General features: G+C 69.1%; 2 protein-coding genes (1 of these 2 running past the window's edge). Both read right to left on the bottom strand.

The window, feature by feature from the left end; all coding sequences use genetic code 11:
- On the bottom strand, positions 1-9691 hold a 9691-nt coding region (locus tag ACY3GB_RS02305; RefSeq protein ID WP_463087300.1), incomplete at its 3' end, for an SDR family NAD(P)-dependent oxidoreductase.
- Positions 9692-10106: 415 nt separating this feature from the next.
- A protein-coding gene (locus tag ACY3GB_RS02300; RefSeq protein ID WP_463087299.1) for an SDR family NAD(P)-dependent oxidoreductase crosses the window boundary here: on the bottom strand, positions 10107-21295 show its 3' portion. It continues 3895 nt past the right edge of the window; 11189 of the gene's 15084 nt are visible here — the last part of the coding sequence; its start codon lies off the right edge, out of view; the stop codon is at positions 10107-10109.

Below are 21295 nucleotides of genomic sequence, written 5' to 3'. Positions count from 1 at the left end.
CTCTCGGCTGGCATGCCACGCCGTCGCTGGCGGCCACGACGATCTGCTGCCCCAATCCGTGGCTGTCTGCCGCCGGGAAGGCGATGCCCTCGAAGCCCTGCGCCGCCAGCAGCGCGCGCCAGCCCTCCGGCCGCAAACCGGGGCATCCCTCGATCCGCAACGCCGGATCGTCATGCCGCCACCAGCCTTCGAGCAAGCCGAAAGTCAGGTGGGTGAACATCGCGCGATCGCTGATTTCGTTCAGCAGCAGCAAGCCGCCGCGCCTCAACGCGGACTTGACGTTGCCCAGCGAGCGCCGCAGGTCCGTCGTGGCGTGCAGGACGTTGGTGGCGATCGCCAGGTCATAGCAGCCGGTGGCGATGCCCTGTTCGGCGCAAGCCTGGCCGGCGTCGAAAATCGCGGTGCGCAGATACGGCGCCCGCGGCGCGAAGCGCTGTTCCGCATGGCGCAGGAAGGCCTGCGACACGTCGGTGTAGCAATACTCGGCGATGTGGTCGCTCCATGGCCGCAGCCGCTCTATCAAACCCGCCGTGGTGCCGCCGGTACCGGCGCCGACCTCCAGAATGCGCACGATTTCGCCGGCCTCGACTCGGCGGCGGACGATGTCGGCCGCCGCTTCGCACAATACCGCGTTGAAGTAGTCGGCGATCAGGTTGTTCTTGTAGACATCCTCGACCCGCGACATCGAACCGCCAGGGAACATCACTTCGGTAGCCGGCGTGTCGCCGCGCAGGATGGCGGGCAAGGCCCGCGCGCAGGCTTCCACCAGCCTCAGCTGGGCATCCAGGCCGCCATCACCCCGCCAGCCCTCGCTCGCCCGCTCCCACTCCCGCCACAGTCCGGCGGCATCGGACGATGCCTCCCGCAACCGCCCGGCCTCGTCGACATGCCCCTCTTGCGCCAACAGGCGCAGGCTTTCTCTCAGCCAGCGCCGGTAGAACGGCTGGGAGGCCAGATTGGCGGACACCGCCGGATGCGAGCAGATGGCGGATTCGGTCAGCGCTTCGCCGCCGGCCAGGTCGGCCAAACTGGCGCAAACCAGCCGCAACAGCAAGCGGTCCATGTCGCCGGCGGCGGCGTGGTGGCTGGGCGGCGGCCCCAGCCTGTCCGCCGCAGCCTGCCAGTCGACGGTTGCGGCGTCCGCCTGCTCGCCGGGATAGCAATCCAGCGACCGGCCGCCGTCTATGCCAGGAATCTCCATCGCCTCCAGCAGTTTGACCAGGCCCAGTTGCGGCAGCGGGGAGTCCAGCAGCGCGTCCAGCGCCGCCATGCCTTCTTCCGGCTCGATCGACCCCAGTCCCAGGCCAGCCATTCTGGCGCGGTGCTCCGGATCGGCCACCACGCCGACGCTGCCCCAATAGCCCCAGTTGATCACTTTCACCGGACACGGCCACCGCTGGCCAAGCCGGGCGGCGAACGCATCGGCGAACGCGCAGCCGGCTGCGTAATTGCCCTGGCCGGCGGCGCGGCTGAACGAGATCATCGACGAGAAGAACAGCGCGAAATCCAGCTCCGGACTGTGTTCCGGGCCGAACGCCTCGGCCATGCGCACGCTGGCCGCCATCTTCGCGTCGAGCGCGGAGACGAACCCGGCCTCGTCCATCTGCTCCAGCCTGGCGTCGTCCAGCACCAGCGCAGAATGCACCAAGCCATGGATAGCGCCGCAGGTTTCGACGACCTGCCGCCTCGCCCTCTCCAGCTGCGCGGCGTCGGTAGCGTCGGCCTGGATGTACAAGGGAGCCGGCGCGCCGCATGTCCGGCCGACCTCGGCCAGCGACGCCAGCTTGGAGCGGATCGCGTCGTCGACCGCGCGGCGGCCCAGCCAGACCACTTGCGCGCGGCAGCGGCGCATCGCGTGCACGGTCCAGGCTTCGCCTATGCCGCCGGCGCCGCCTATCACCAGATAGACGCCGCCTTCGCGATAGCGCGCCCCGCCATCCGGCCTCGCCCGCTCCGCCAGCGGCAGCAATCGCTGGCGGAACCATTCGCCGCCGCGCCAGGCCAGACACTCGGCCGGCAGTTCCGGCTCGGGCTCGCCGGCAGGCAGCGGCTGCCCATCGGTTGGCAAGTCCAGCAGCTCGACCCGCCAATGCTCGTACTCCTGGGCCAGCGAACCGGCCAGGCCATGGCAGGCGGCCAGTTCCGGCGCCGCCATCTCCCCGGCGCCGACGGCGGCGCTGCCTGAGAAAACCAGGCTCAGCGCCAGCGGCTGCTTGTCGTAACCCAGCCGGATCAATGCCTTGGCCAGACGGAACAGGCCCAACACGCGTTGGTCGCGGCCATCCAGCAAACCTTGGTCCTCAACGCTGTCCTGCGCCGGCGGCGCCACCCAAACCAGCCGCTGGAACGGGCCGCTGGCGTCAAGCTGAGAGGCGATGCCGTCCACGCTGTCAGCCAGCCCCGGCAGCGAGCGAAGCTGCGGATGCCGCCCGGCCAGCCAGTCGCGCATCGCATGCGTACCGCCTATCGCCAGCGTCGGCGCCGGCTGCGGCGGAACAGGCTCACCGGCCACGACTTCCCATCGCGGCGCCAGCAGGCTCAAACCGGCCGGCAGCGCGCCGGCGAGGTCCGGCGCGGCGGACGCCGCGCCCACCGGCCGCGAGCTGAAGCCGCGGATGCTGACGGCGATTTGGCCGTCCTCGCCGCACAAGTCGATGTCGATGCGCCGCCCCGCGCCGCCCCGGCCGCCGCGCCCCAGTCGGATGCTCGCCCACATCGCCGGCCGGCAGCCGCCGTAAACAGTCAAGCGCTCCAGCGCGAACGGCAGCCGGGTTTGGTCCAATCCGCCGTTCTGCAGCAGCAGGCCGATGGATGCCTGCACCGCGGAATCCAGCATGCCCGGGTGCAGTGTCCAATCGCCGCCGAACATGGCGGCATCCAGCTCCAGCCTGGCCAGCAGCCGTCCTTCTCCCAGCCACAGCCGCCGAACGCCGCGGTGGCCCGCGCCGTAATGGATCTCCATGCGCTCGAACAGCGGATACAGCTCGGCCGCATCCAGGACCCGCGGCCACGGCTCGGCCCTCAGCGCTGCCAAATCCAACGTTTCCGGCTCCATCGACGACGACGCAGCCGCACTGCCTTTACAGTGCTCGGTCTCGCCGCCGTCGGCCAGAGAATAGATTCTGAAATCGATCCGCTCGCCATCCAGCCCCAGCTCGACATGAAGTTCGCTATGCTCCAGCCCCGGTGTGTACGGCACCAGCCAGACGACGTTGTCGAACTGCAGCGCACAGCCGGCCAGCCGGTCCGCGCTCCATGACTGGGCAATCGCCGCGCGGGCCATTTCCAGGTAGCCGACGCCGGGCATGATCTTGCGGCCGCCTACCTGGTGGTCGACAAACCAGCTCTCCTCGCCCAGCCAGCGGCTGCTGAAACGCTGGCGGTAGAAATCGGAGGTATTGCGCTCCAGCATCGGATGCAGCCAGGCGCCGCCGGACGTCGGCGCGGACGGGCGGGCCGTCGCCAGATCGGTCACCCAGTATCGCTCCTCGGCGAAGGGATAGCCTGGCAGGCTGAGCCTTCGCGGCTGGCGGCCGGTGCGATGGAAGCGCTGCCAGTCTATCTCCAGCCCCTGGCACCACAGCTCCGCCAGCTTGCGGAATTTCCGCTTGTCCATCCAGGCCGCCAACGCGGCGGCCATGTCCTCGTCCTCCCGGAACAGCGCCGTCGCCTGGCCGCCGGCGGCGCGCCCATGGCAGGCGGCCTGACCGCCCGCGGCGAAATCGGCGAGCTGGCGCTGTAGCTCGTCCAGCGAATCGCAAAGCAGCGCCAGCCTTTCCTCCATCGGCTCGCGGCCGGTTTGCAGCGTGTAGGCCAGATCGTCGAGATACGGCAAGGGGTCGCGCCAGGCGTCGCCCGGACGATCCTCGAGGAATGCGGACAAGCGGCGCGCGTACTCGCGCAAGCGCTCAGGCGTCCTGGCCGACAGCAGAATGGGCCGCGCGCCGGGTTCCGCAGGACCGTCGCGCCGCGCCGGCGGATGATATTCCTCGAGCAAAATATGGGCGTTGGCGCCGCCGAAGCCGAAGGAGCTGACCCCCGCGCGGCGCGGCAGCTCCCTGCCCTGGGCGTCGCGTGCCGCCGGCCAGGGGCGGCTTTCGCGCACGATGTAGAACGGGCTGTCGTCCAGCTCGATATAGGGATTGATTTCCTCGCAGTGCAGGCTGGGGAACAGCGTCCGGTGCTTGAGTTGCAGCAGCGCCTTGATCACGCCGGCGATGCCCGCGGCCAGTTCCAGGTGGCCGACATTGGACTTCACCGAGCCGACCCCGCAATAGCCCCGCTCCAGCGAAGCGATGCCCATCTCTTCCGCCAGTTCGTCGAAGGCCGTCTTCAGCCCGTTGATCTCGATGGGGTCCCCCAGCGCGGTGCCGGTGCCGTGCGCCTCGATATAGCCGATGCTGCGCGGATCGACGCCGGCCTGGCGGTATGCCGACTTAAGCAACTCGGCCTGCGCTCGCGGATTCGGCGCGGTCAGCGAGTTGGCCTTGCCGCCGTGGTTTTCCGCGGTGGCTCGGATCAGTGCGTAAATGTGGTCGCCGTCGGCTTCGGCCTGGGCGCGCCGCTTCAGCACGATCATGCCCGCCCCTTCGCCGCGCGCGTAGCCGTTGGCCTGGGCGGAGAAGGTTTTGCTGCGCCCGTCCAGCGCCAGCATGCCCGCCTTGTTGAAGCTGATCTGCGCCTCCGGCGCGATCAGCGTGTTGACGCCGCCGACGATGGCCATCGAGCAGTCCCCGGCGCGCATCGCCTGCACTGCGCGGTGTATCGCCACCAGCGATGAAGAGCAGGCTGTTTCCACCGGTTCGCTGGGCCCGTGCAGGTCCAGGAAAAAGCTCATCCGGTTGGGGCCGACCGACGGCACCATCGCGGTGGCGCTATAGCCCTCGATAGGCACGCCGCTCTTGGCGATCAGGCTGCTGTAGCCGGTGACGCCGGTGCCGACGAAAATGCCTGCGTCGCTGCCAGCCAAGGCCGAGGCGGCGTAACCGGCGTCCTCCATCGCCAGCCAGACGTGCGTCATCAGCAGGCGCTGTTGAGGATCCATCAGCTGGGCTTCGCGCGGCGAGATGCCGAAGAACAGCGGGTCGAAATGATCGACGCCGCGGATGAAACCGCCCCATTTGACATTGGTCTTATCAGGCTGGCGGTGCGGATCGCCGTAGTATTCGCGCCAATCCCAACGGTCACCTGGAATCTCGCTTATGCAGTCTTTGCCGTCGCGAAGATTGCGGAAAAACGCGTCGACGTCGTCGGCCATGGGAAAGCGGCCGCTGACGCCGATCACCGCGATATCGTCGTCGGCGAGCGGCTTGACGGCCGGCGGCAAAACGCGTCCGGACCGGGATGGATCGGCCTTCATTCGCCGCCATCCCTGTTGCCCCCCCTTGGCCTGGCCCGCTGCCGGCGGCTGGGCGACGGAGGTCGGCGCGAACAGGCCCGCCAGCTTGCCGCCGTGCGCGCGCGCCAGATAAGCGGCGAAACGGGCTATCGTCGGGTGCTCGAAAAACACCGTCGGCGCCAGCTCCAGCCGCCATTGCCGTTTCAACTCGCCCGCCAGCGCGGTCAGGCTGATCGAGTCGTAGCCGTACTGGCTGAATTCGGCGTCGGCGCGGATATCCGGGGAGGGTATCTTCATCTGCCCCGCCACCAGCTCCGCCAGGCCTCGGCGCAACGCCTCGGCCAACGGCGCGTGATCCCCTGCAGGCATGGACGCGCCGGCGGACGGCTCCGCCGGCTCGCCTTGGCCGGCCATCAGCGCCTCAATCCGGACGGGATCGCCATGCATGACCAGCGCCTGCGCCTCGCCCAGCGCGACGCACTGGCGAAGCGCGTGGACGCCTGCATTGGTCGGCATCGCTGCGATGCCGGCGCTTCGGGCCATCCTCCGCTCGGTTTCGACGTCCACTTTCATGCCCCCCTCGCGCCACAGCGGCCAGTTGATCGCCAGGCTGAGTCCCCCGCGGCGTCCCTGCCGCGCCAGCCTGTCGCGGTAAGCGGCGTAACGGTCGACGAAGGCGTTGGCCGCGGCGTAGTCGGCCTGGCCGGCATTGCCGACCGCGCCGGTGCCAGACGAAAACAGGATCATGAAATCCAGAGGCAGCGACGACGTCGCCAAGTCCAGATTGCGCGTGCCGGCCACCTTGGCCGCCAGCACTTGCTCAACATCTTCATCGCGCTTGTTGACCAGCAGGCTGTCCCGGATCACGCCGGCGCAATGCAACACGCCATCCAGTCTCCCATGCTCGGCCAGCGCCGCGTCGACCAACCGGCCCACCGCGCCGCGGTCGCCGACGTCCAGGCGCTGGTATTCGATCCGGTTGCCGCACGCGCCCAGGCCGTCGAGCAAGGCCGGCGCGGGGTCCGAGCGACCAGTCAGGATCAGGACCGCGCCGCTGACATCGGCGTCGATCGCGCGCGCGAAGACGCGGCCCAGGCCACCCAGGCCGCCGGTGATCAGATACACGCCGCCATCCTTCCACGGCGCGCCCACCGCCAGATCCGCCTCGGGGCAGCGCCGCCAGCGCAAAATCTGGCGGCGTCCCGCGCGGTAGCGGATCTCCACGGCGTCAGCGCCCGCGTTGTCGTCCAGCCGCTCAGCCAGCGCAGCGGCTTCGTCCAGCTCGATCAGCTGGCAGACGATATCCGGCGCTTCCTGGCGCAAGCTGCGCAGCATCGCCGCCAATCCGCCGGCCATTCGCTCGCCGGATGGATCGTGCACGGCCAATTGCAGCCGCCGCAGGCCTCCTCCCTGCCGCAGCAGGATGCGGATGCGCGCCAGCAACGCCAATGCGGTGAGGCGGTAATCGTCGGCGGGATCGCCGGCCGCCGCGTCCAACGATTCGCAGCGGCAGGATGGATCGCGCTCGACCAGCCGCCGCTTCGCATCCGCGACCGTCTCCGCGTCGAAACCGCTCAACAGGACCAGGCGCTGCGCTGAGCTTGTTGCGGCCTGGCGGGAGGCGGCTTCGTCCTCCCAATGCGGCCGGAACAGCAGCGTTTCACCGCGCAGGCCTTCATCGGCCGGCGCTTCGGCCTCGCTCAACACCCGCGAAGTGAAACCAAGCATGGCCGCGCACAGCTTGCCCCCTTCATCGAACAGCTCGATGTCCAGCCGCTGCAGGCCCCCCGAACCGCCGCCCTCGGCCGGGTCGGCGCAACTCACCCGCGCCCACATCCGCTCGCCGCAGCGGTCGAATATCCGCAGTTCATCCAGCGCGAAAGGCAGGGTCGGCCGCGTGGCGGGCGGCAGCCCATCCCGGCCGCGGTCCGGCAACACCACGTCGGCTCCCAAGCTCAGTGCGATCGCCGCCTGCAAGGCTGAATCCATCAGCGACGGATGCAGTAGATAATCGTCCAGGCTGCCCTGCCTGCAAGGCGGCAGCGCCAGCTCCGCCAGCACCTCGCCCCGGCCCAGCCGGATCGAGCGCAAGCCCTGGTAGGCTGGGCCATGCTCGAAAGTCATGTCGTGGTAGGCGCGGTAGCACTGTTCCGCGCTCAGCGCGCCGCCGGCCGTCCGGGCCCGGAGCGCCTCCAAATCGACGCCGGACCCGGACCGCGTCTCGTCGAAACCGGCCACGCCCTGACTGTGCAGCTCCGGCTCCCCGCTGGCGACGCCGTTCGCCTGGTCGTAATCGCGGCTGGATATTTCAAAACGGATTCGGCCATCGTCCTCCGGGATCAGCGCCACCTCCACCTGCCGCGGACTGCCGTCCAGAATCAGCGGCCGCAGCCAGACGACGTTGCTGAACCAAGGCTGTCTGCCGGCGGCCATCGTCCCCGCCGCCAGCGCCACCGCGGCTCTGGCCATTTCCAGATGGCCGACGCCGGGGAAGATGCGGCGTCCGCCCACCACGTGCTGCTTGAGAAAGAATTCCTCGCCGTCGAAAACCGCGACATAGCGCTGGCTGCCCAGGTCCGACACATTCTGCGCCAGGAAGGGATGCAGGCGGCCTGCCCAGATCGGCGCGGCGGCAGAACCGGCCTCGCCGCGGCCCGAGCCCCTGCGCTCGGGGGGGATCCAGAAATTCTGCCGGGCGAATGGATAGGTCGGCGCGTGGATGCGCCGGGCCGCGGGCGCGTGCATGCGGCCGAATGCGAACCAGTCCACCCGCCCGCCGTCGGCCCAGGCTTCAGCCAGCCGCGGCAGCCCGGCGGCGTCGGACGGCAAAACGATCTGCCCGCCCTCGATGCCGTCCCCCGCGCCATGCCAGCAATGCTCGGGACGGCCGCCCTCCAACCAGCCGTCCAGCTGGCGGATCAATTCGTCCATGTCCCGGCACAGGAAAACCAGCCGATGGGCAAGCTCCGGCCGGCCAATCCGCAATGTATGGGCCAGGTCGGCAAGACTGACGCCCGGTTCGGCCGCAGCCTGCCGCAGTCGCCCGGCGTATTGCGTAAGGCTGTCCGCCGTGCGCGCGGACAACGGCAGCACGTGCGGGCCGTCGGACTGGGCAGCCGGCACTGCGGCCGCGTCGGCCTCCCGTATCACCATGTGGACGTTGGTGCCGCTGTGGCCGAAGGAATTCAGCGCCGCCATCAACGGCCCGCCGCCGCTGGACCACGGCTGGTCCTCGCGGGCGATATAGAACGCTGAGCCCTCCAGCGGCAGCTTCGGATTCGGCCGCTCGAAATTGAGCAGGCCCGGCAGACGGCGGTGCCGCATCGACAGCAATATCTTGATCAGGCTGACCACGCCCGCCGCGGCAGAAGCGTGGCCGATGTGGGCCTTGGCGCTGCCCAGCGCGCAATAACCGGCATCGGCGGTGAAACGGCGGAAGGCGCGCGCCAGCGCGCCGACCTCGACCGGATCGCCCAGCGGCGTGCCGGTGCCGTGCGCCTCGACATAGCCGATGCGCCGAGGATCGATGCAAAAACGACGATACAGCTCGCTGATCAGCCTTTCCTGGGCCTGTCCGTTCGGCGCGGTGATGCCGTTGCTGGCGCCGTCCTGATTCATGCCCGAGGCGCAGATCACGCCGTGGATGGGGTCGCCGTCGGCCAGCGCGTCCGACAGGCGCTTGAGCGCGACCATGCCGACCGCCTCGGCCAACACGATGCCGTCGCTGCGCTCGTCGAAAGTGCGGCAGCGGCCGCTGGGCGACAGCATGTCCATCTGCGACAGGCTGATCAGGCTGGGTTCGCCCAGGGTGGCGAACACGCCGCCGGCCAGCGCCAATCCGGTTTCGCCGTTGCGCAGGCTGTCGCAAGCCAGGTGGATGGCCGCCGCCGACGACGAGCAACCGGTGTTGACGACCAGAGCCGGCCCTTTGAAGTCTAGAAAATAAGACAGGCGCGACGCGATGATGGCGTCGGAAGCGCCGATGAAGGTTTCATGGAAATAGCCCGTCGGCTCCGCGCCGACAAATACGCCCACTGGGCAGTCCTTGAGGCTTCGCGGGTTGTAACCCGCGTCCTCCAGCGCTTTCCAGCCCTCTTGCAGGATCAGCCGCTGGTGCGGATTCATCGATTCCGCGTCGCGCGGGGAAATGTTGAAGAACAGCGGATCGAAATCATCCCGTGTCTCCAGCGCGCCGCCCCATTTGCAGTAAGTCTTACCGGCTTGTCGCTGCGGCGCGTAGCGGCGGCCGGCATCGAGATAGCGCTCGCCCAATTCGGCCACGCCGTCGACGCCTGCGGCGAGATTGCGCCAGAAAGCGTCGACATCCTCGGCGCCCGGAAATTGCCCGGCCATGCCGATCACCGCGATCTCCGCACCTGAGTCGGGCGGCGAGTTCCCCGATGCCTTTGTCGGGCTGGAGCCGGCCTTCAGCCGCTGCAAGCGCGACCTTGCCTCTGCCTCCGTGATCCGCCCGTGCTGCAACGCTGCGAGAATGGCTTGAAATTCTTGGCTGCTCATATTGATCGTTTCCAGACAATTTCCCGCGCTACGCAGCGGCCCATAACCGTTCAATGACAAATGTACGGACTAAAATGATTTAAATGCTTTTAAGATATGATTCTAGCATGGCAGAAATGTACAGATCGCTGGCGTTTTACGCAAAGTAACAAAAGATTTTTGCAACCCGTCGATGGCTGCCGATGCAAAAGAAACAGCCCCGGCGGTTCAAGGCCGCCTGGGCTGAACCCGGTCATCCAGGGCGCGGGGCTTATTGCTCGACGGCATCCTTGCCGATCAGATCCAGCAAGGCGTCGACGGACAGTTCGCCGGACAGGAAGCGCCGTTCCAGACCTTCCGCAGCCGGCACCCTGATCACCGCCTCCCTCGCCGGCCCGGCGTTGGCAAGCGCGTCCGCCGGCCGGCGCTTTGCGCCCAGGCCATCGAGATAGCCGGTCAGGCTGGCCACGGTCGAGTACTCGAACAATATCGCCGCGCCCAGCTCTACTCCCAGCGCCGCGCCCAGACGGTCTATCAAGCCAGCCCCCAAGATAGAGTCCAGCCCATAGTCGGAAAACGGCTGTTCGCGGTCGATCTGCGCCGGCTCCAATTGCAAGGCCTCGGCCAAAGCATCCGTCACCAACGCCGCCAACGCCTCCCCGTCGGCGCCGCGCTCACTGTCGGCGGCATGGGAATGCGCCGCGCGCCCATCCAAGCGGGCGCAGGCCTGGGGCCACCGCTCCGCCAGATGGGCCACCAGGCTGTCCAAGGTCGGGTAGTCGAACAGCAAGGCGGTGTTGAGCTCCTCGCCCAGCGCCTGGCTCAAAGCGTCGACAAAGCTCACGCCGAGAATGGAGTCGATGCCGTAATCGGCGAAAGGCTGGTCCGGCCGGATCTGCGTTGCATCCATCTGCAGCGCGTCTGCCAGGCTGGCCAGCGCCGCCGCCATCAGCGCGGTTCCGCCGCCGCGCGCTTCCGGACGGCTGGCGGGAAGCGGCTCAGGCGCCGCCACGGTTGCGGACATCACGCCGGCATCCGCCCCGCTTCGCTCGGCGACGATGATCTGCTGGCCCAGGACATGGGCGCAGCGGGCTGGAAAACGCGCGCCGCCGAACCCGGAATCCGCCAGCGCGGCGGCCCAGCCGTCCGGATCCAGCGCCGGCGTGCCGGGAATGCGTAGTTCGGGATCCTCGTACAGCCACCAGCCCTTGAGCAGACCGAAAGTCAGATGCGAGAACAGCGAGCGGTCGCTGATCTCGTTCAGCAGCAGAATGCCGCCAGCCCGCAGCGCAGCGCCGGCATGGCGCAAAGTGCGGCGGATATTCGCCGTGGCGTGCAGCACATTGGCGGCGATCACGATATCGTATCCGCCGGCCCGCACCTCCTGGCTCTCCGGCGGTTGCTCCACGTTCCACAGGCGGTAGCTAAGGAAGGGATAGTCGGAGCCGTAGGTTTTCCTGGCGTACAGCAGAAAAGCCTTGGACACGTCGGTATAGCAGTACTCGGCGATGCGCTCGCTCAGCGGCCGCAGCGCCGGCAACACGACCGAAGTGGTGCCGCCGGTGCCGGCGCCGATTTCCAGGATGCGAATGCGTCGCTGCGGATTTTCGGCCAGCAGGGCTTCGACATGCTTCAACGCCACGTCGGCCACCACCCGGTTGAAGTAGTCGGAGCGCGCGTTGTTGCGATACACCCATTCCACTTTTTCCATCGACGAACGGGGGAAGATCACATCGGTCGCCTGTAGCCGGCCGTCCAGTATTTCCGGCAAGCGCTGCAGGCAGGCATCGACTAGCTCGACCTGCGCCCGGCGCTGCGGATCAGCGGACAGCTCCTCGCGCAGCCGGCGCCAGTCCGCGGCGGAATCGGCCGACAGCGCCTTGTCCGTCGCGCATGCCTCCGCGCCTCGCAGCCTGGTCAATCCGTGCCGTTCCAACAACTCCAGGCAGGTCTGCCACCAACGGCGGTACTGCTCGCCTATTCGGGCAGCTCGGCGCAACGCCTCGCCGTCCTCGAAGCGGCCCGGTTTCGCGAACAGGCCCATGGCGCGCAGCTGGGCCAGCAGCATGCCGGCCATCGCCCGGTCGAAAGGCTCGGGGTCGTGGGCCGCCAACAGCGGAGCGGCGTCCGCGCGATAGCGCTCGAACCGGTCGCCGGCAGGCGCGGTCGGCTTGGCCGGCAGCCCCATCAGCTGGCGCACCGGCGCGGAGGCGGCCATGCATATCGCCTGCGTCAACGCGCCGGCGCGCAGCGTCCGGATAAAGCGGACGAAGCATTCGCATCCGTCGCGGTCCTCCAGCGCGGCCGCGTGGCGGCTCATCGCCTGCGCCGACGGATCCGCCGCCTGGCGCTCCCGCAACGATGCCTGCCAGAAGCCCCAGTTGACGACGCCGACCGGGAAAGCCGCCGACCGGCCCAGGCTGCGGACCAACGCGTCGGAGAAGGTGATGCCCGCGGCGTAGGCCGGCAGCCTGGCCGCGCCGGAGAAGGCGAAGCTCTGGGCCGACGAGAAATAGCACAGAAAATCCAGCGCCTGATCCGCCAGCGCGCGATAGAAATTCATGCTGCCGCGGCTCTTCACCTCCATGATGTCGCGAAACAGCGGTTCGGCCATCTTGCCGACCGGCTCCTCGCTGCCGAACACCACGCCGGAGAACACCGCGCCGTGAATCTCGCCGTGGCGTCGCTTCGCCAGCGCCACCGCGCGCCGCAGCGACGCCTCGTCGTTGGCGTCCGCCTGCAGGTAATCCAGTCTCGCGGAATCAGTGCCGGCGGCGGCCAGGCAATCCGCCAACCGCCGCTTCACTCCGGCGTCGTCGGCGGAACGGCGTCCCAGCCAAACCACCGTGGCCTGGTGTTCCGCCAGCAGGTGGCGGCTGATCACCGAACCGACCGTGCCGGCTCCGCCCAGGATCAGGTACACGCCATTCCGCCTCAGCCCCGGCCCCGCATCCGCCGACGTCCAATCCAGAACCTCGATGGACTGGCGATAACGCGCGCCGCCGCGCAGGCACAGCGCGTCGCCGCGCGCCAGTCCCTGCTCGGCGCTCACCTGGCTCGCCCATTGAGGCAGGCGGACCGGGTCGGCCAGCTCCCGGCTGTCCGCGTCGATATTGCGCACGCGGAACCGGTGTTCGCCCTGGGCGATCGCGTAGGCCAGCCCGGTCAGGCCGCCGCCGAAAGCGCTGGCCGCCGAGCCGGCGACGTCGAAATTGTCCTGGCTGACGATATAGCAATCTACCGCCTGGCCATGGCCATGCCGCTTCAACCACTGGATCAGCCTGAGCAGCAGAATCTCGTTGCGCCGCGGACTGTCCCGCAGCGCGTCCCAATCGGCCGGATCGCCAGCCTCGCCGATGAAGTACAGGCAGTCGATGGCGGGATAGCCGCCCAGCGCCCGATCCAGCGCCTGCGGATCGTCGGCGGCCAGCGTCCAGCGGTCCGTAGACCGCTCCAGGCTGCGCTCGCCGGGCTCGGCCAGAATCACTCGGCCGCCCGCGGCCGCGAAGCCTGCGTCGTCCAGATGAAGCCGGGCAAGCGCCTCTGCCGCGGGCGAAGCGGAAGCCGGCGCGACGATCAACACGCAGCGCCGCCCGCCTATGCCCTGCCCATCATCCGCGCGAGCCTCCGGCAGCCAACGCGCGGCGAAACTCAAGTCATCCACCTCGGACGCGCCCGGTTCGGATGCGGCTTCGCACGGAACCGCCTCTTTGCCTGCGACGCTTGCGCGCGGAGCGCTCTCGACCGGCCAGAAGGTTTGGCGGGCAAAAGGATAAGCGGGCAAGCTGACGCGGAAGGGCATCGCACCGCCGCGGCGGGCATGCAGCCGCATCCAGTCCACCATCGCGCCCTCGGTCCACGCTCGCAACAGCGCCAGCGCGTCGCCATCGTCCGCGGCGGCCAGCACCGCGCCGCGCGCCGCCTCGCCCCGATACACGCCGTCGCCCAATACACCGCTATCGACGAAGGCGCTCAGTTTCGCCTCCAGATCGGCTGGCGACGTCGCCAGTACGCCCAGCCGTGCGGCCATGGCCTCGCGGCCGGTCTGCAGCGTGAAAGCCAGATTGGCCAGGTCCGCGGCCGTCATCCCGGGACGGGCCCGGACATGGGCCAGCAGCGCCTCGGCGTAAGCCAACAGCCGCTCGCCGTCGCGGGCGGACAGCACGATGGCCTCCTCGCCCCCGGATGCCGGCTCGCGGTACTCCGCGCATTCCTGCAGCAACGCGTGCGCGTTGGCGCCGCCCGCGCCGAAGGACGATACGCCGGCGATGCGCGGCCCACCGTCCGGCGTCAGCCAGTCTCCTAGTTCCCGTTGCAGGCGGAACGGCGTGGTTTCCAGCGCCAGATTGGGATTGAGCCTGGCCGCGTTCAGGCTGGGCGCGATCTGGCCATGCCGGAACTGCAGTATCACCTTGCTGACGCCGGCGACGCCGGCCGCAGCCTCCAAATGGCCGATGCTGGCCTTAACCGAGCCCAGCGCGCAGCTGCCCGGCGCCACCCCGTCCGGGGCGAAAGCCTGGCTCAAGCCGCTCACTTCGATCGGATCGCCCAGCTCGGTGCCGGTGCCGTGGGCCTCGATGTAGCCGACCTGGCCGGCATTCAATCCGGCGCGCTCGATGGCCTGGCGGACCACCGCGGCCTGGGCCTGAGGATTGGGCACGGTGTAGCCATTGGTCTTGCCGCCGTGGTTCACCGCGGTGGCGCGGATCACCGCGTGGATATTGTCCCGGTCCGCCAGCGCCCGCGACAACGGCTTGAGCAGCAGCGCGCCGACGCCCTCGCCGGGTACAAAGCCATTTCCGCCCTCGCCGAAGCTGCGGCAGACGCCGTCCCGGGACAACATCTGGCCGGCGCACAGTTCGACGTAATTGGATGGATGCAGGTACAGATTGACCCCGCCGGCGAAAGCCATCCGGCACTCGCCGCGCCGCAGGCTCTCGCAGGCGCGGTGCAGCGCGGTCAGCGACGACGAGCACATGGTGTCCACCGGCTCGCTCGGCCCGCTCAGCCCCAGCGCATAGGACACGCGATTGGCGGCGGAGCCGAACGAAGTGCGCGGAAACGCCATCCGCCCCTGTTCCCGCATCGCCGGCCCGTACAGGCCGTAGCCGGTTTTGGTGATGCCCACGAACACGCCGACTTCGCCGCGATACGGCCCGGCCAGGTCGGCCCGGGTCAGCCCGGCATCCTCCATCGCCTGCCAGCAGGTCTGCAGAAACAGGCGCTCCTGCGGATCCATATTCAGCGCCTCGCGCGGCGAGATATTGAAGAAAAGCGGATCAAAATCGGCGAAACCGTCGAGAAATCCCCCCCATTTGCTGTAGCTGCGCCCCTGCCTCACCGCCTCCTGCGGCGACTCGACGTAAAAACCGTCCAGCGGCCAGCGCGCGGGCGGGATTTCGGTGATGGCGTCATGGCCGTCGCGCAGATTGCGCCAGAACGCGTCCAGGTCGCCGGCTTGGGGATAGCGCCCGCTGATGCCGATCACCGCAATCGGTTCCTGCTCCGCCGGCCGCGCCGGCTCAGCGCTCCCGGCCTCCTCTCCGGCTTTGGCTCCGTCATCGCCCAGGCCGCTCCACGCGGCGCAGGCGCGCGGATGCCGCTGCGCCAGATGGGCGGCCGCGGCGGCCAGCGTGTGGCATTCGAAAAACAGCGTCTTCGACGGCTGCCGCTCCGCCGCCGGCAACGCAGCCAGCCGCGAAAACGCGACGTCCAATGCCTGGTTCAGCCGAGTGATCATGATGGAATCGATGCCATAGCGCTCCAGCGGCGCATCCAGCTCCACGCGGTCCGGCGGCAGCTTGGTCACTTCGCAGAACACGGCCTTGAGCCGTTCCCGCGTCGCGGCGAGCAGCCGTTCGCCGTCAAGCGCCGACGCGGGCTCGGCGACGACGGCATCGGCCAGTGGCTCCGCGCCGCCTAGGCGAGCGCGAAGCCTGGGCAGATCGCCCTCGATTACCATCAGGCGCTCCAGGCCGGCGCGCAAACCCAGCCGCAACGCCCGCACGCCATGGCCGGACTGCATCGGCGCCATCCCGGTCATGTTGCGGATGCCGGCCTCGGTGGCGGCGTCCACCCGCATGCCGCCGTCCCGCCACAGCGGATAGTTGATCGACAGCGTGTGGCCGAAGCACAGGCCCTCGGCCACGCGGCGGTTTCGCCAGCCGGCGAAATGGTCCATGAACGCGTTGGCCGCCGCGTAATCCGCCTGGCCGGGGCCGCCCAGCACGGCCGAGCAGGAGGAGAACAACGCGAAGAAATCCAGACGGAACCGCCGGCAGACCCGGTCCAGCAGCTCGGTGCCGATCACCTTGGCGGCGAACACCTCGACCAGTTCCTGCGCCGTTTTTCTCGCCAGCGAGCGGTCGCGGTTGACGCCCGCGGCGTGCAGCACGCCGTCCAGGCCGCCGTATTCGGCGCGGATTTCGTCCATCAGGCCGTCCAGCGCCTCGCCGTCGGTCAGGTCCAGCCGGCAATAGCGGACTCTGGCCCCGGCGTCGCGCATCTTCTGCAGCCGCGCCTCGCGGCCGGCGTCCAGCGCCGAACGGCCCAGCAGGATCAGGGAAACGTCGCGACATTGCGCGGCGATGTCCTCGGCGAAAATCAAGCCCAAGCCGCCCGCGCCGCCGGTGATCAGGTAAACGCCCCCGTCCCGCCATGCCGCCTGGCCCTCGCCCTGCATATCTGGATCGATGGTCGCGTCGCTCAGTTCCTGCCACTGCAATTCCAGGCAACCGTCGCCGGCCTCGCTTCTTTGCAGCGAGCAGGCGCCGTGGCGCGGCGCATCCGCCAGCGCCCGCTCCAGCTCGGCGACGCGCGCGGCCTCCAGCGGCGCATCGTCGTTCACCGGCACCAGCAGGCAACGGGCGCCGAGATCGTCCCGCTCCAGGCAGGCGGTTTTGAGCATGCCGTCCAGACCAGCGAGCAGCCCATGCGCCGGCGTCCGCTCCGCGATCCACAACTCGATCCGCGCCGGGCCGTCCTGCGCCTGCAAACGCCGCAACAGCTCCAGCGCCAGCGCCTGGTAGCGCGCGGCCGGCGTCGCCTTGTCCGATGCCAGGATTTCGCACTCGAATCCATCTCCGGCCGCCGTGCGCAGTTGCGCCGCCTGTTGTCCGGAAAAGCCCGTCAGCCACAGCATGCGCCGGCCCATGTCCGAGCCGTTCTCGCCGTCCAGCGCGTCCCGCCAGATCGGCCGGGCCAACAGCAGTCCTGTCGCGGCATGGAGGTCCTTGCCGTCAGCGATCGGCGCCGGCTGCGTCGTCGGCGCATCGGCGGACAACGGCCGTTGCTCGATCCAATAGCGCTCCTTGGCGAAGGAATAAGATGGCAGATGGATGCGGCGCGCCGAGCCAGCCGGCCACAACGCGGCCCAGTCCACCCGCCTGCCCGCTGCCCACGCCGCGGCCAGCCCCTCCTTGTCGACGTCTGGCTGAACCGCCGCGCCGCCATCGGCCAGCCGCCTCAACTCGGCCCGCAGTTCCGCAACGCTCCCCGCCGTCAGCGCGGCGCGAACCCGCATCGCCTCCCTGGCGGTCTGCAGCGTGAACGCGGCGTCGGCCAGCGCGGTCTCCCCCGCGGCCTCAGCTCCGTCCAGCCATTGCGCCAACGCCCGCGCGTAATCGCGCAGGCTGCCGTCGGTCTGGGCCGACAACGGGAAGACCCGGCCCGCGGCAGGCGGCTCGATGCGATGAGCCGGAGCCGCCGCGTATTCGCCTACCACCAGATGGGCGTTGGTGCCGCTGTGGCCGAAGGAATTCAGCGCGGCCAATCGGCGGCCGCCGGCTGGCCAATCCACCGTCCGGCGATTGATGTAGAACGGCGAGCCGTCCAGTTCGATCAGCGGGTTGAGCCTCTCGAAGCCCGGCATCGCCGGCAGCTTGCCGTGGCGCAGCGACAGCAGCACCTTGATCAGGCCGATCACGCCGGCGCCGGCCGCCGCATGGCCAAGGCTGGCCTTGGCGCTGCCCAGCGCGCAGTATCCGCTGGCGTCGGTGAACCGGCGGAACGCGCGGACCAGCGCGCCGGCCTCGACCGGATCGCCCAGCCGGGTGCCGGTGCCGTGCGCCTCGACGTAGCCGATGCGCGCCGGGTCTATCGCGAACTTGCGGTAAACGTCCAGGATCAGCTGTTCCTGCGCCTCGCCGTTGGGCGCGGTAATGCCGTTGCTGGCGCCGTCCTGATTGACGCCGGACGCCTCAATCACGCCGTGGATGGGATCGCCGTCGGCCTCCGCGTCCTCCAGCCGCTTCAGCGCGACCATGCCGACGCCCTCGGAAATCACCGTGCCGTCGGCCGCGGCGTCGAACGCGTGGCAGCGGCCGCTGGGGCTGAGCATGTCTATCGCCGACAGGCTGACCAGGCCCCGCTGGTCAAGCAGCGCGTAGACGCCGCCGGCCAGCGCCATCCGGCTTTCGCCGCGGCGCAGGCTCTCGCAGGCCTGGTGGATGGCGACGCCCGACGACGAGCAACCAGTGTTGATCGTCATCGCCGGGCCGCGCAGATCGAGGAAATAGGACAGCCTCGACGCCACGATCGCCTCGGAAGCGCCGGTGAAGGAATCGTGCTGGTAGCCGCCGGGTTCCGCGCCGACGTAGACGCTCACCGGCTGGCCGGCCAGCGCCATCGGGTTGTAGCCGGCGTCCTCCAGCGCTTTCCAGCCCTCCTGCATCACCAGCCGCTGGTGCGGCGTCATGGCCTCCGCCTCGCGCGGGGTGAGGTTGAAGAATAGCGGGTCGAAACAGTCGCGGTTCTTCAAGATGCCCGCTCGCCGGCATTGGCTCTTGCCCGGCTGTTTGTCCGCGCTGTACGCGTCCGGTGCGAGGTAATGCGCGGGTAGATCCTCCACGCAATCGGTCCCGGCCAGCAGCTTGCTCCACAACTGATCGGGATCGTCGGCGCCGGGAAACTGGCCTGACATCCCGATCACCGCGATGCGGCCGCTGTCCGCCTCCGGCCGGACCGGTTCGGAAACCCTAGCCCCGCCGGCAAGGGCCGCCGCCATCACCGGACTGATGTCCTCAGCCGAGGCAGCCGTCGGCGCGGCCTCCCGACGGGACGCTGCGGCGCTGGCCGCCTCCAGCGCGCGCCGCACCTGGGCGCCGTAGGCGGCCAGCAGGTAGTCCCGCAGCCTAGCCACCGTGGCGTGGTCGAACAAAATGGCGCTGTTGAGCGGGATGTCCAGTCTGCCGGCAAGCTGCTTGACGAAGCCGACGCCCAGGATGGAGTCCACGCCGTAGTCGGAAAATGGCGCGCGCGGCGAGATGCTGTCGCCATCAGCCTTGAGCGTGCTGGCTAGCGCGTCGACGATCAGCCGCTGCAGCCGCTCGGAAATGTCTTCTGCGGCCGGGCTCGCGCCGGCCGGATGGCATTGTTGCGTCAAATGGTCGTTCTCCGCTTCCGGCGCCTGCGCGCCTTGTCCGGTTTGCTGTGGGATCAGGCCGTCGCTGTAGGCGACGAAAATCTGCTGCCCCAACTCATCGCCGCTTCCGATCAGCGGTACCGCCTGTCGGAAACCCTCGCTTCTCAGCAGCCAAAGCCAGGCGTCCTCAGCCAGCAGCGGCGAGCCTGGAATACGCAACGAAGCGTCCTCGTACAACCACCAGCCATCCAGCAGGCCGAAGGTCGCGGTGGCGGCCGCGGTCTTGCGCACCAGCTCGTTGACCGCCAGCAGGCCGCCGCCGCGCAGCAGGGACTTGGCCCGGGACAGCGTGCGGCGCATATTGGCGGTGGCGTGCAGCACATTGGTGGCGATCACGATGTCGTAAGCGCCGTCATCCCGCGGCCCCGCAACGGCCGGCTGGCCGATATCCAGCGTCCGGGTCCGGAAATACGGCCGTCCGGCGGCGAAGCGGCTTTCGCCATGCCGCAGGAAGGCGCGCGACAGATCGGTATAGCAGTACTCGCCGATGCCGCCAGCCAGCGGCTCCAGCGCCGCCAATACCGCGCCGGTGGTGCCACCGGTGCCCGCTCCGGCCTCCAGTATTCGCACCGGGCGGCCGGGATGCCGCTCGATCAGGCCGCGGACTTGCTCCGCCACCCGCTCCGCCAGCCTGGCGTTGAAAAAGTCTGACAGCGTGTTTCGCTGGTAGATGCCTTCCACCTTGTCCATGGAGCCGTCCGGAAACAGCGTATCGGTCGCTTGCGCGCGGCCCCGCAGGATGTCAGGCAGCCTGGACAGGCAGTCATCGATCAGCGCCGCCTGCGCCTGACGGTCGGGGTCGGCCAGATAGCGGTCCAGCTGTCCGCGCCAGGCGGTCTGGATGGCGTCCCGGCCGCCGGCCGGAACATTCGCCGCCAGGCCGAAAGCGTCCCCCTCCTGCCGCAACAGGCCATGTTCGGCCAGGATGGCCAGGCATTCCGCCCACCAGCGGCCATGACGGTCCGCGACGCCAGCCTGCCTCCGCCAGCTTTCCGCGTCCCGCATCTGCGGTCCGGCGAAAACGCCCAGCTCCCGCAGTTGAAGCAGCAGCAAGACGGCGACGGACTGGTCGAGAACGGCCGGATCGAAGGTGCGCCGCAGACGCGCCATTTCGGCGGGGTCCAACTCGATGCGGTCCTGTCCCGCCGGCAAACCCGGCGACGGGTCCAGCCGGTAACGCAGCCCTTCCGGCACCGCCATCAGCTGCCGGACGGCGGCCGAGGCCTTGATGCACAACAGCCGCGACAGCGAGCCGCCGGCCAGCTGGGAAACGAAGCGGCTGAAGCAGGCGAAGCCTTCCTCGTCGTCCAGCGCGTCCATGTGGCGGCTGATCTCCTGTTCACGCAGCGAGGCGCGCCAGAAGCCCCAGTTGATCACCCCAACCGGGAAAGGCGCCGCCGGCCGCGCCCATTCAGCGAACGCGTCGGCGAAGGCGATGCCGCAGGAATAGGCCGACAAGCGGGCCGCGCCGGAAAACGCGAACCCTTGCCCCGACGAGAAATAACACAGGAAATCCAGCGGCTCGCCGGCCAGCGCCTGGTAGAAATTGACGCTGCCGCAGCTCTTGATGCCCAGGATTTCGCGGAACCGGGCTTCGGAGGTCTGCTGGATGCCGTTCTCGAAATCGAACACCATGCCGGAGAACACCGCGCCGTCAAGCCGCCCGTGACGCCGCTTGGCCTCCGCCACCGCGCCTTGCAACTGGGCCAGATCGGTCGCGTCGGCTTGGATGTAGTCGACGCCGCCGCGCAGCTCGTGCGCGGCCAGGCTTTGCCTCACTTCAGGGCTGTCGGCCGCCTTTCGCCCCAGCCACACCACGCGGGCCTGGTAATGCTCGATCAGCTGCCGGCTGATGGTCCGTCCGATAACGCCGCCGCCGCCCAGAATCAGATAGACGCCGCCGCGCTTCAGCGCCGTCGCGCCGCCGGCAGGCAACGCCACCGGCACCAGCCGCTGCTCCAACCGCTCGCCGCGCGCCAGCCTGACCGGCTCGCCCCGCTCGGAGCCAGGCTCGGCGGTAATGTGCGCCAGCAAGCGGC

The sequence above is a fragment of the Chromobacterium sp. Ag138 genome (genome assembly GCF_055181315.1).
This window is presented reverse-complemented; position numbering and strand designations above follow the sequence as displayed.